This is a genomic window from Gottfriedia acidiceleris (genome assembly GCF_002128425.1).
GTDB classification, from domain to species: Bacteria; Bacillota; Bacilli; order Bacillales; family Bacillaceae_G; genus Gottfriedia; species Gottfriedia acidiceleris.
The window spans coordinates 1-13,583 of the sequence record NZ_NESS01000023.1 but is presented as its reverse complement, the minus strand read 5'-3'; the positions used below and the strand labels follow the sequence as shown (position 1 = coordinate 13,583).

Annotated in this window: 13 protein-coding genes and 1 riboswitch; of the genes, 1 reads left to right on the top strand and 12 read right to left on the bottom strand. The window is 32.8% G+C overall.

The annotated features are described in order from the left end of the window. Positions 1–146: 146 nt before the first annotated feature. From B6K90_RS22135 to B6K90_RS22080, 12 genes are all read right to left on the bottom strand, one after another. A complete protein-coding gene (locus B6K90_RS22135; protein ID WP_088014883.1) occupies positions 147–992 on the bottom strand; it encodes a lipase family protein in 846 nt (281 codons plus the stop codon). A gap of 1 nt (position 993) precedes the next feature. Further along, on the bottom strand, positions 994–1,863 hold the full coding sequence (locus B6K90_RS22130; protein ID WP_407920546.1) for a lipase family protein: 870 nt from the start codon (positions 1,861–1,863) through the stop codon (positions 994–996). A 35-nt stretch (positions 1,864–1,898) separates the two neighbouring features. Then, complete coding sequence (locus B6K90_RS22125; RefSeq protein ID WP_088014882.1) at positions 1,899–3,413, bottom strand: arylsulfotransferase family protein; 1,515 nt, start codon at positions 3,411–3,413, stop codon at positions 1,899–1,901. A 15-nt stretch (positions 3,414–3,428) separates the two neighbouring features. Then, positions 3,429–3,869, bottom strand: a complete 441-nt coding sequence (locus B6K90_RS22120; protein WP_088014881.1) for a ferritin-like domain-containing protein — start codon at positions 3,867–3,869, stop codon at positions 3,429–3,431. 311 nt (positions 3,870–4,180) lie between these two features. Continuing rightward, positions 4,181–4,609 (bottom strand): MarR family winged helix-turn-helix transcriptional regulator, encoded by a 429-nt coding sequence (locus B6K90_RS22115; RefSeq protein WP_088014880.1) that lies wholly within the window; start codon positions 4,607–4,609, stop codon positions 4,181–4,183. Positions 4,610–4,709: 100 nt separating this feature from the next. Further along, positions 4,710–5,246, bottom strand: coding sequence for an NAD(P)H-dependent oxidoreductase (locus tag B6K90_RS22110; protein WP_088014879.1), 537 nt, complete (start codon positions 5,244–5,246; stop codon positions 4,710–4,712). 139 nt (positions 5,247–5,385) lie between these two features. After that, positions 5,386–7,290 carry an APC family permease gene (locus B6K90_RS22105; protein WP_088014878.1) on the bottom strand — a complete coding sequence of 635 codons (1,905 nt, stop codon included), beginning with the start codon at positions 7,288–7,290 and terminating at the stop codon, positions 5,386–5,388. 166 nt (positions 7,291–7,456) lie between these two features. After that, positions 7,457–7,591, bottom strand: a riboswitch (cyclic di-AMP (ydaO/yuaA leader). A gap of 157 nt (positions 7,592–7,748) precedes the next feature. Further along, complete coding sequence (locus B6K90_RS22100; protein ID WP_088014877.1) at positions 7,749–7,937, bottom strand: hypothetical protein; 189 nt, start codon at positions 7,935–7,937, stop codon at positions 7,749–7,751. Between the two features lie 111 nt (positions 7,938–8,048). Next, positions 8,049–8,237, bottom strand: a complete 189-nt coding sequence (locus B6K90_RS22095; protein ID WP_088014876.1) for a hypothetical protein — start codon at positions 8,235–8,237, stop codon at positions 8,049–8,051. A 290-nt stretch (positions 8,238–8,527) separates the two neighbouring features. Further along, on the bottom strand, positions 8,528–9,658 hold the full coding sequence (locus tag B6K90_RS22090; protein ID WP_088014875.1) for a cation:proton antiporter: 1,131 nt from the start codon (positions 9,656–9,658) through the stop codon (positions 8,528–8,530). A gap of 268 nt (positions 9,659–9,926) precedes the next feature. Further along, positions 9,927–10,580, bottom strand: a complete 654-nt coding sequence (locus B6K90_RS22085; RefSeq protein WP_088014874.1) for a potassium channel family protein — start codon at positions 10,578–10,580, stop codon at positions 9,927–9,929. Between the two features lie 38 nt (positions 10,581–10,618). Continuing rightward, positions 10,619–11,959 carry a TrkH family potassium uptake protein gene (locus B6K90_RS22080; protein ID WP_088014873.1) on the bottom strand — a complete coding sequence of 447 codons (1,341 nt, stop codon included), beginning with the start codon at positions 11,957–11,959 and terminating at the stop codon, positions 10,619–10,621. 177 nt (positions 11,960–12,136) lie between these two features. Here B6K90_RS22080 and B6K90_RS22075 point away from each other — a divergent pair, with 177 nt between their 5' ends. Further along, positions 12,137–13,402 carry a cation:proton antiporter gene (locus tag B6K90_RS22075; RefSeq protein WP_088014872.1) on the top strand — a complete coding sequence of 422 codons (1,266 nt, stop codon included), beginning with the start codon at positions 12,137–12,139 and terminating at the stop codon, positions 13,400–13,402. Positions 13,403–13,583: the final 181 nt, after the last annotated feature.

Sequence of the window (13,583 nt, the reverse complement as noted above, 5' to 3'; positions counted from 1 at the left end):
TACACCTTTATAAGCTACCTTAGCTTTAGGTGGATTTGGAACTGTAGTTCATGATACTAATTTATACTTCAAAAATAACTCAACTACTCTCCAAACAAAAAATCAAATCCTTGAGAATATGGATTTGATATAAATTTTACTATTATTTAGTTCTTTTCAATACATTTCCCATTATAAGGAGTACATATTTTTATACTTGGACAAAAATCAGTATTATTCAAACATAATGCAGAAGTAAATTCAGGGTCTAATCTGCTAATCGTATTAAAATAACAACCAATATAATGATTACGAGCTATGCTATTTAATTGAAACGAGACTGGAAAATTATTGTTTACGTGTCGATAATATAAACCTTTAGATGTAAACGGCGGAGGATAAACTTCTGCAGGTAAGGTAGGTATGATGTCATGCACATTATAAATACGAAAACTTCTCTTTACAATTTGATTGTATCGATAAGCAAATTCTGGATCTGCAACGCGTGGACTACCGAAAGTATAGACTGATAGATTGTCGAAATCAGAATTCACTGTGATGTCAAATGCAGCTAAAACAGCTAAAGCACCCCCCAAACTGTATCCTGTTATCAATAGTCTTTTATTGGGTGATAACTTCATTAATTCTGTAAATAGTTCGTTCCTGGCAGATTGATAAATACAAGTAAATCCTCTATGTGTTTTTCCAACATTTTCGGCAAATGGATACTCTATTTGATATAGGTCCTGGTCTGATTCATTGTCTTTATATGAATCTGTCCCTCTAAAAGCTATAATGATTTCATCTCTTGATTCTGCGATAAATCCAAATGGTTCAGCTACTGGCTCTTCAACTCCTGCATAAGCATAAATCGTATAATGGAGTTTAAAACCTTTTGGTAAGACAACTTCTCCTGTGTCACTCTCTATTAATTGATTTGATTGATAACACATCGCGGAAAGTAAAATTGCATCCTTACTATTAAATACATTCTCCACTCTTGAGTAATCCATATTAACAACCACCTTTTTTAATGCAAGGTTTTGGACAATTACAAGTTCGTTGAAAAGGAAAACACATTTCTGAATTAGGACAAAAATCAGGATTTTCATTACATAATTTGATCGCATAATCTGTATTTAAATTACTCAAGTTTTTAAAATAACATCCTATTCCATCATTCCTTGGCGTATCATTCAACTGGAAGGAAATTGGAAACTTTGTATTTACATGTTGATAATAGATCCCTTCCTCTGTAAATGGTGGAGGATAAAATTTTTCTGGAAAAGTGGCAAATGAATCATGAATATTAACGATCCTTTGACTACTTTTTACGACTTGATTAAATCGATAAACAAAATCTGGATCACCTACGCGTGGACTCCCATAAGTATAAACTGATGCATTTTTAAATTTTGAGTTCGTTATAATATCTAAAGTGGCTAACGTTGCTAATGCTCCACCATAGTTGTGCCCAGTAATAAATAGTTCTTTATTCTTTGGAAACTTGTTTAATTCTTTAAATAATTTTTTTCTTGTAGATTCGTAAATACATGTAAAGCCTCGGGAAGTTTTACCGCTATTTTCAACATAGGGATAAGGAACTTGAAGTATGTCATACGCTGCAATAAGATCTGCTGGATAGGCGGCATATCCTCTAAATGCAATAATAATATTTTCCTTTGACTCGGCAATAAAACCAAATACCTCAGTCGTAGGATTCTCTACATTCACCTCAGCATGAATAATATACTTTAGGACGTAACCTTTTGGTAAAGTAATCGTTCCTTTACGAAAAAGTACATATGTTTGATAGCTGAATGCAGCTAAAAGAATAGCTTCTTTGCTATTTAAAACATTCCTTTTTTCGGAGAGTCTCAACATTACCCGTCCTCTCTTTTTTATACTTTAAGAAATAGTTATAGTCCGTTTATATCTTGTTTACGAACAATACGTGAAATCCCAAGTACTTGCCCTGCTTCATTCAATGCTCTTACTTGGAAATATGGCCCAACTGAATCTATAACAATTTTTGTTTCAAATCCTTTGCGAGGAATACTACTTTTGACAATTTGCATTTGTTTAAATGAATGCCCAGACAGAACCTGCCATGCGACAGTTTCAGTTGACCCGTTCCACGAAGCATAAACAAATGTACCTTCATGATAAGTAATCGCTACGATACTAGGCGGGTACTGTGGCCAACCTACCCATTTATTTTTAAATGCTCTATATGAAATATTTTCATTAGGATACTTCATTTCAAATAGTAAACTAGATGAAAGATTGTTTTTTGAATTACCTTCATTTTCAAATTCTGAAAGGTATGGCTCTTGCCCCCATCCAATGAATTGATTACCATTAGCTAGGCTCTGAACATTCCCTTGACTTGCAACAATTATATTCGGATCATGATAATATGTGCGATCTATTGTTACATTCATCTTCTCGTAATCTAGTTGAAGAATTAAGCCACGAGCAAACCCTTCAGCTGGTGTACTTCCAGATGCACAACAAGCATTATCAAATAGACTAATCCTATTCCCTAATCTATGTCGCGCATCGTGTTGCCAAGAAAATTTAGTATTCGGCCCAAAAGTAAAATCACTTAATTTTCCTCCTAGCTGCCATAGGACCTTTCCGGTTAATTTATCGACATTATAAATAGCCCACATATTACGCATGCTTATTAGAAGTGTATTATCTGGACCTTCTTCAACTGAATTTACGTGGAAACAATCCCAAATATTATTCGAACTTGTTGCAGAAGACGCCGATTCCATTGAATCATCTGGATTTATATGTTCAAGTACGTTCCAAAAGAAAAGAAGTTGGCCAGTTTCTAGATCAACTTCTTGAATAGAGTAATTTAAAATATAACCATTTTTAGGACCACCATATTGTGTTAAATCTGCAGGTACTTGTTTTACCGCAGTAAAGAGTGCTTTGTTTTGCTTTGTAATATTAAATTCATGTACATCAGCAGTAAAACCATTACGAGCTGTTATTGCTTTAATTACTTTATAATTTTGATTTATGATTTGAAAAAAAGCACCGGGTTCAGGGGCGCCAAACGGTAGATTAGAATTTGAGGACTGTGTTCCCGAGATTGTCCCTTGCCACATAGTAAGGACTGGTTGACCATAGTATGTCTGTACTCTAAAATCAGTATTTTGTGTATATCTACTCGATAATGGTTTAAACCAAATTGGATTACCTGCTTGATCCATCATTAAGGAACCAGTTTGACCAATCATAGTTTTCCCATATGCTGTGTATGGAGCAACAAAAATATAGCCTGGAGCTTTTCCAGATTTATTCACATGTATGTTAACCTTCATAGGATGCAATGTAGGGGCAGATTTAAAACTCCATACTTCTTGATTTATATTTTTTGATTTTTGAGATGAAGTTTTCGAAGTCTGGTTTTCCATTCTCAATATCATCTCCTAACCAAGATTATTTTTCATGTAGAAATAAAGGAACCATACTGCATGATTTTGCTCATCTTTTGCCGCTCTACTAAATGCGTTTTTTATGAATTGATTTGATGTTCCATCTGAAACTATTAAATAAAAATCAACTGTTTCTTGTTCATCTTTTAGTGCAAACTCCAAACCTTCTACGTATGCATTGGGACAATCTTCTGTTACTTTCTGTTGTGGTTGTTTTCCTGTTAAATTAGTATAAATTGATACGAAAAGGTTGTAATGCTTTATTTCATCTTCTTTTATTTCTAAAATTTTTTTACGTTCATCCTCATTCTTAGCCAGACTAGCTAATTTTGTATAGCATTTAATAGCTGAATATTCACCATTAATGGCCTTTTCTAATTCACTAATTAGTTTATGATCCCTCTCATACGAATTCCCATAGTATTGATCATACATAACCTCACCTCTAATATTCTTAAGTTCAGATCAAAATTATTTATTTAATTTCTCATACATTGTATGATTCTTTCATCAATATTAAGATTAATTTTTTGATGACCAATCTATTGAGGATATCTTCTTAACATTATTCAATTTAATAGGCTGGTAATTTCTACTTGAGTAAGCTGATTTTATTGTCGGTAGATGAGCTCCTCTGTTCATATGAAACGATAGCAAGCAATGATCAAAGTACTTATTTTAAACGCAAGATACTTTAGGGAAAACAAAAAAAAGAACCTTCATAAGGCTCTTTTCACAACATACTACTATTTTTTTGTTGATTCAATCTCAATTGCAGCTTGAAACGTTTGACTCGTTATATTTTTTGCGACGTCATCACCAAGTATTTCAGAATAACGTTTATATAGATTTTTCCAGCATACTTTAATGTCTTCTTGAATTTTAATTCCTTTATCAGTCAAATTGACTAAAGTTAATTTGCCATCACTTTTCCGTTCAACTAATTTTTTAACTTCTAATTTATCTACAAATCTTGTTGTAGTTGAAGGCGCAATATGCAAAATATTACTTAACTCTGATTGAGAAATATTTGGTTGTTCATAAACAGCCATTAACAAAAACGCATAAGTAGGTGAAATGCCAAGTGGAGCAAATTCCTCTTCTGCCATCTTATTCATTAATCTAGCCAAATGATTGGCAGTAAAGTATAAACAATCACTAAAATATTGTTCCATTTGCTCAGCTCCTGAATTTATCTTGTTTGTATATACAACTTACAAAATAAAACAATGCTTTGTCAATAAGTAGTAAGAACAAATGTTAACTTCTTGGGTTTTAACGACGTCCATTTAAATTTGGATTTGTAATATAAGAAGCTAACTCCTCAGCACTTTCATGAAGTTCCTGATCTGTTATATTCATTACTCCTTGAAGTAAAAATGAAGGTAAAAAGTGCATTCCACATAAGTTTGCTGTAGCCTGTAATGGTCGCGTTAGTTCACTCATCGAGTAATGATTATATCCTCCTGCTTGATATGCCTGTGCTGGTCCACCTGTTGAAATAACTAACATTAATTCTTTTCCTCTCAACTTAGTACCTTCTGATCCATAAGCAAAACCATAACTTAACACCGTATCTTGCCATTGTTTTAATAATGCAGGAGTACTGTACCAGTAAAACGGAAATTGAAGTACAATACGGTCGTGTTCAAGTAATAAGTTTTGTTCTTTTTCAACATCAATTTCAAAATATGGATAGTTCGCATATAAATTATGGATTGTTACATCCTCTTGTTGAAGTCGATTCATCCATACTTTATTCACTTTTGATTGTTCTAAATTTGGATGTGCTAAGATAACTAAAGTTTTCATTTAATTTCTCCTTTGTGACTATTCATTTGTTTGTACATACAAATGATAACTACTTTTTATAAATTTAGCAAGATTTTTCACTCCGACTTTTATAAGTCAAAAAAAAGAGCATGAAATAAACATTTCATGCTCTTTTTTATTATTTTCTCAAATGATAAGGAACCGTCGTAACGACTACATCCTTTTGACTTATTAACCAAAGTCGAAGTAAAAGTGCTGTTTGATTGTGAAGTAAATTATGCCACCATCTCTTAGGAATAAATTGTGGAATCACAATTTGCACGTGACTATCTTGTTCATTTGCTTCAATTAACTTAATGAATCTTGAAAGGGGTGCAAGTACTGAACGATACGGGCTTTTTAGAACGACTAAGCGACATGGATTACCCCATTCTTCCCATTTTTCTTCCATTCTCTCAATTGATTCATCATCAAAGCCTACGTAAACAGCGATCGGTTCTGATGCAATACCTTTTGCAAATGACAATGTATTATGAACAACTCGATGAGTTCCCGAAACTAATACAACTGTTATGACTTTATTAGCTTCTGGTTTAAACGAACTTAAATCGATTCTTAATTCGCTTGCTACATTTTGATAATGTTTATAAATAGCTAAAGAGAAGAATATAATCGTCGGAATTACGACTAAAACAACCCAAGCACCATCTACAAATTTTGTAACTGCAAAGATTACGGTAACAACAGAAGTTACAATTAATCCTATTATATTTATTGCTAATTTAACTTGCCATTTAGGCCCTTTTACTCGCTTCCATCTTCTTGTTAATCCTAATTGTGCAATGGTAAATGATAAAAATACACCAATTGCGTATAGTGGAATTAGTGCATTTGTATGCGCTTGGAATGCAATGATTAAAATACTTGCTGCTGCAGCAAGTGCAATAATACCATTAGAATACCCTAAACGATCGCCTCTGTTTGTAAATCCTCTCGGTAAAAAACCATCCGCTGCTACGATCGCTGCTAATTGCGAAAATCCAGTAAATGTTGAATTGGCAGCTAATATTAAAATGATAAATGTAAACCAAATGATAACTTGATATAAAATTCCGTGTCCAAAATACACCTTTATTAATTGTGATAACATTGTATCATTTGGATTCGGTGAAATTCCGTTTACATATAAATGATAAGCAAAGCCTAAAAGTGTAATTGAAGTAATTACTCCTAATGCTATATATGTTTTAATTGCATTTTTTTGACGAGGTTCTCTAAAAACTGGCACTGCATTTGAAATTGTTTCAATACCTGTTAAAGCAGAACATGCAGAACTAAATGCCTTTAAAACAAGTAAAATACCTAATCCCTGTGGAACTGTACCAAATGTAGGCGTATGATGCTGTACAAATCCATTTTGGAATTCGTCAAAAAATCCGGTGAAAATTAATAGTAACATGCAAATCATAAAACCAAATGTTGGCCATGCAAAAATTTTAGCTGATTCAGCCACCCCACGAAGATTGACAACTAATAATAAAAATACACAAAAAATCGCTAAAACTGTTTCATAAGGCGCAACAGCTGGGTATGCAGATGACACAGCTTCTAGAGCAGCAGAAACTGAAACTGCAACTGTTAAAATATAATCAACTAATAGTGAGCTTGAAGCGACGAGTGAAACCCAACGAGGTTTGAAATTGTCCTTTGCAATTGCATATGCTCCACCACCATTAGGATAAGCTAAAATCCCCATAATATATGAAAGAATTAGAATCCCTAATAAAAAAACCGTTGCTATTGTGATCGGAATGATATACCAGTGTGCTTTTTCCCCTAGACCGATTAACTCAGTCATTCCAGCTTCTGGTCCATAAGATACTGATGAATACAAATCGGCTGCAAGAATTGGTAAAGCAATAAACCAAATCAACTTATTATGCTGAGCATGTATTTCTGCAGATCTCATTGGTCTACCAATAAATACTCGTTTTACACTGTTAAAATTGGCAACAGAGTAATAAATCCCAAAAATCGCTAAAATAAATAGTCCAATTTCTATATATTCGGACGGATGATGCATAAATTTCTCCCCTTTTCTTAAAAAAAGCATACAAAAAATATGTTGATTGTTGAGCTATAGGCAAAGTCAGAGTTACGTCATGAACTTTTCATCGCTTCCAATTTATACTTTTTTGCATACAAAAAACACTAAGCTTTACTTAGTGTTTGAAAACAAGACTAAATAAACCCCCTTCTTTAAATGCTTACGAGGTTAGCTGTCGGATTCGGGATTAAAGAATACCCCTACCTTTACTAAAAAGGATTCACCCCAATAAAGAATTGGTTCCCCCGCTCTTTTTTAGATTAAGCAACTTTGGTTTTGAATTAGAGAAATATAGAATTTAAATGTAAATATATAACTTCAGGTAAAATTTGTAAAGAGACTTTTACTAAAATTTACAATCAATTTTTTTGAAGCCCTCCAAAAAATATCCGAGAAATTAGGAACCTATACTAATTATAAGCACCCCTGAGCTTTTATCGTACTTGATTCCAAACGATTTGTTGTGACTTACAATTTGCTAAAGTGTTCGTTAATACGTTTTGCACTTCTATTTGATTAAACGTTGAGATCTTTTTATTAGCATCTGACATATTCGTTTCGTACCCTGTCAGCAAAATAGAAAATCCACATCCAACTACTAAAGATAAAATTACTTTTTTCATTTTTGTTATCTCCTCTCGATTTTTTTTCATATAAAAAAACCATGACCTATGGCCGTGGTTTGACGTTCGTTTTTAAACGTAAGACCATTTTAAAGAAAAAGTCACGACTAATTAGCGTGCTTGATTCCAAATAATCTCTTTTGTTTTATCAACTGCTACCATGTTTGTTAACACGTTTTGTACCTCAGATTGATTAAACGTTGAGATCTTTTTATTAACTTCTGACATATTCGTTTCGTACCCCGTCAGTAAAATAGAAAATCCACATCCAATAACTAAAGATAAAATTAAATTCTTCACTTTGTATTCTCCTTTCGCGATTTTTTCATATAAAAAAACCATGACCTATGGCCGTGGTTTGACGTTCGTTTTTAAACGTAAGACCAACTTTATCATGATTAAAATCACTCGTCAATTGGTGTTTTTTGGAATAATCCATGTAAACGATTACTTGAAATGAATGATTTTTGGTGCTCTTATTATGGTAATCGTTTACATTTTTCAACTTCTTTATTTAGTATCTTTGGTGCGCCAAGAAGTAAATTCCCATAAATTTTTTAATAGTCAATCGATCATTCTATTACATCGTACTATTCATTAAAAAATATCTTCATCATTGGTGGCGTTACAAGCGTAGTAATGAGCACAACAACTAAAAGGACGGTAAACAATGACTGATCTAATAATTTATTCTCTAGACCTATAGAAGCAATAATTAACGCAACTTCACCTCTTGATACCATTGCTGATCCGATACCTAGAGAATTCCTCCATGAGAATCGAGAAATTTTAGCTCCAAGAGATGATCCAACTAATTTTGTCAGAATTGCTATAATGCTTAATATGATAATAAGGGAAATATTATCTAAAATCCCTGTAAATTTAGCAGTTACTCCAATTGAAGTGAAAAATACTGGTACAAACAATGAATAACTAATTGTCTCCACTTTTTCAAATACTTCGTGCTTAAATTCAGTTACACTTATTGCTACACCTGCAATATAAGCTCCAATAATTGCAGCAACCCCAGTGTATTCTGCAAAATATGCATATAGAAAACAAATGATTAGAGCAGAAGAAATAACGGTTTCAGTAACACGTAATGTAGAAAATTTTCTAAGTAAAAATGGAACAACTTTCCATCCAAGAATAATTGCAAATACAAAGAATAATACTTTTTTAAGTATTATTTTCCCCAAATTTACATCTCCACTTTCACCTGCCAAGCTAAGTAAAAATGCCAACGCAATAATGACTAAAATATCATCAATTACTGCAGCACCCATAACAGTTGCCCCTTCACGGGTTTTTAATTTGTTCATTTCTTTCAACACTTGTACTGATATGCTTACGCTTGTCGCGGAAAGTAAAAGCCCCAAAAAACTAGATTGAATAGTAGTTAAATGAATAAACATTCCAATTAAATAGCCTATTCCAAATGGTACAATAATCCCTCCAATTCCAACTAAAGTCGATGCTGTTCCAGTCCGTTTAAACTCATCAATATCTGTTTCAAGTCCTGCAATAAACATTAGCAGAATTACACCGATTTGACTTATTTCTTTTAATATATCTGTGTCATTAATTAATCCTAATAGTGTAGGCCCAAGTATGATTCCGATTAAAAGTTTACCAAGAACAGACGGTTGTTTTAGTCTAACACTAATGTCACCTGCAATTTTTGAAGCGATTAAAATGATCGCAAGTTGAAAAATAAGCATATATTCTGTAGTAATTGACTCCTAAGCGTAATAACAACTACTACATTCACCTCCAGCCTGAGTGCATTACGAAATTTATGTAATTATTATCTTTACTTCTACTACAAATATTCATAGGGAACACTTTTATAAAGCAAAAAGAAAAGCTAAAATATTTTCTAGACATTTTTATTAAATAGTAAAAAAATAAGGTAATCACTTTTGAGAACTTAAAAGCAATTACCATATAGTTATACGTATATTTTTTTAAAATTGTTTTTTTAATTATTTATTCAATATTTGAAAAACGATGCAGATCCCTATTTTCTCCAATCATAACCAATACATCTCCTTCATGTATAACTTCATCAGGAGAAGGTGAGATATTAACGACTCCTTCGCTTTTTATAGCGATGACAGTTAAATTAAATTCTACTCTAATATTTAATTCCTTCAAACTTTTCCCAACCATTTTTGAAGGTAACTTAATTTCTTCTATACTGTAATTTTGCGCGAGTTCAATAAAGTTTAAAACATTTGGTGACATTAATTGATGCGCTACTCGTTCTCCCATATTCTTTTCCGGATAGATAACCCAATCAGCCCCAATTTTTTTTAACACTTCACCATGACGCTTATTTAATGCTTTCGCAACAATTTTTTTAATTTTTAATTCATTTAAGACTAAGGTTGTTAAAATACTTGATTGCATATCATTTCCAATCGCTACTATAACTGTGTCAAAATTACCTATACCAATTGCCTTTAAAGCTTCATCATTTGTAGAATCTGCTATTACTGCATGTGTAGCTATGTCTGCAAACTGATTAATACGATCTTCATTCATATCAATTACTAACACTTCGTTACCGTGTTGCAATAGAGTATTCACAATACCTGAGCCGAATCTACCTAATCCTATAACTGCATATTGATTTTTCATATTTACATTGCTCCTATATAAAATGAATTTGGTACGATTTATCCAATCATGATTTTACCTTTTGGTCGTTTAAAAGGATCCGAAGTTCTTCTTAGTGTAACAGCAAAAGCAATCGTCAATGGACCAACTCTTCCCGCAAACATTGTTAAAATGATTAAGATTCTTCCAATTGGTGTTAGATCAGGGGTCAATCCCATAGATAGTCCAACAGTTCCAAATGCAGAAGTTGCTTCAAATAAGATCATTAAGAAGTCCTTTCCATGCTCTGTAATTGTTAATATCATGGTTACAAAGATAACAATAAGCAGACCACTTACAGTAACAGTAAGTGCCTTATAAATAGTGTCGTACATGATACTTCTTTTAAAAAATATAACATCTTCTTTCCCTTTAATCTGTGATCGAACTGCTCCTAATAATGTAGCGAAAGTAGTCGTTTTTATCCCTCCACCGGTAGAACCCGGAGATGCCCCAATAAACATTAAAATGATAATTATGAACAGTGTAGACTGTGTTAAATCAGGTATATTGAGTGTATTGGACCCTGCCGTTCTAGGTGTCACAGATTGATACAATGAACCAAGAAATTTGCCAGTCCATGATAACGGCTGTAATGTTTTGGGATTATGCAATTCTAGGAAGAAAATCAGAACAGTTCCTAAAACTAATAAATAAATGCTTGTTTGTAGAACTACTTTAGTATGTAGAGAGAGAAAACCTGTTTCTTTGTATTCGTATAATTCGTTCATTACGATAAAACCGATTCCCCCAAGTGTAATCAATAAACAAACCACAATTGTAACAGTAGGATCTGCTACATAACCAGTTAGACTCTTAAACCCTCCCATTAAATCAAAGCCAGCATTATTAAAATTTGAAACGGAATGAAATAATCCAAAATATATTGCCTTTCTAAGTGGCATTTCAAATGAAAAACGAATTGCTAATATTATCCCACCAACTAATTCAATCACAATTGTAAAAATAAAGATTCTTTTTACTAAACGTACAATTCCTGCAATCGATAAATTATTCAATGCTTCCTGTAATAGCAAGCGTTCTTTTAAAGAAATTCTCTTACCTAAGAGAACTGCAAAAAAAGTAGCAAATGTCATAAAACCTAAACCGCCTACTTGAATGAGCGACAAGATAACTAATTGTCCAAATAACGTGAACGTTGTACCAGTATCCACTACCACTAATCCAGTTACACAAGTAGCTGAAGTAGAAGTGAATAAAGCGTCCAGCCAATTCAGACCTTCTCCATTCTTAGTAGCGATTGGTAGAGTTAGTAGAATACTACCTAAAACAATAATGAGAGCAAATCCAATCACTAAAACTTTTGATGGGTCTAAGGAAGGCTCCAGCTTTTTTCTCATAGTAGTACATCCCCTCTTTTCACCTAATTTTTTATTCGAAATTTTTTTCCCCATTTCAATTTAGCATTCCCATTGAGGAAAAAATATAATAATAACATGTTATTTAATGAGTAAATATTTTGAGTTCAACAAGGTCATTCTAAGATTAGTTTATAAGTGCCTGTGAGGTGAAACATTATGGAATCAGTTGTAATGAAGGCTGTTGAACATGAATTATATATCATTACTTTTGTCTTGATTTTTGGATTATTGGCAATTAAATTAGCTGAAAAAATAAAAATTCCTGATGTAGCTTTATTTATGATAATCGGAATATTAGTAGGTCCATCAGTATTTAATTTCATTTCATTGCCAAATGAATCAGTGGCAAATCAGTTCATTATCGTCCTAGGTTCTGTCTTAATTCTGTTTGAAGGAGGTAAAGCCATTCATGTTTCCGTTTTAAAAAAAGTATGGATTACCATCTCTCTACTATCGACTCTTGGAGTCATTATTACAGCATTAGTTGTAGCAGTTACAGCTTTTTATTTATTGAAGCTACCATTCTTATATGCACTTTTGCTTGCATCAGTCATCGCATCTACAGACCCAGCAACCTTGATTCCAGTTTTTAAACAAGTTACAATCCATGAAAAAGTAAGACAAACTGTAGAAAGTGAATCAGCGTTTAATGATGCAACGGGTTCTATTTTGGCATTTACTATACTTGGAGTCATTTTAGGACAATCGCAATTATCCATTTCAGCTAGTGTTTGGAGTTTTTTTCGTGAAGCTGGGGGTGGAATATTAGTTGGAATAATCATTGGTTTCATTGGAGCATTTATTACTTCAGCACATAAATGGGCGTTTTTAAATAAGTACAGTACAATAGTTAGTCTTGTTTTAGCTATTAGCTCATATTTAACAGCAGGATTAATTCATGCTAGTGGGTTTATGGCAACTTTTACTGCTGGCCTAATTTTAGGTAATCCACAATTGTTTCGTCTTCATATTTCAGTAGAGACTCGAACAACCGATGCTCATTTTTCGGATAATGCTACATTAATTATGAGGAAGCTTATTTTTATGTTACTAGGAACCCAAGTGAATTTTCATATTTTAAGTAAATATTGGATACAAGGAGTACTGATTGTTTTAGTTTTCATGTTTATTGCTCGACCACTAACAGTACTTTTTTGCACTTTACCAGATCGAAAAGCAAATTGGTCGTGGAGTGAAATTATTTTCATGTTTTGGGTCCGTGAAACAGGAGTTATTCCTGCAGCAATTTCCGGAATGATAATAGCAGCCGGAGTTGATTATGCAAACGAAATTACGACTGTCACTTTTATCGCAATATTAATGACTATTCTAATACAAGCTAGTACGACGGGTTATGTAGCTAAAAAATTAGGTCTTGTTGTAGAGAAATCTAATGTAAACAACACTAAAAAAATCGTTTAAATAGCGAAATTTTGGGTTCAAACTTACGAATTCATTAAAAAAGACAACTTTTGAAAGTTGTCTTTTTTCAGAGTGTTGAAAAACAACTTAGTCAATAGATCTAAGCATAAAATTTTAGAAAAAATCCCCTTTGTAGGAAAATTGTTACAAGGGGGATTTTTTATGTACTACTATCAAGAGA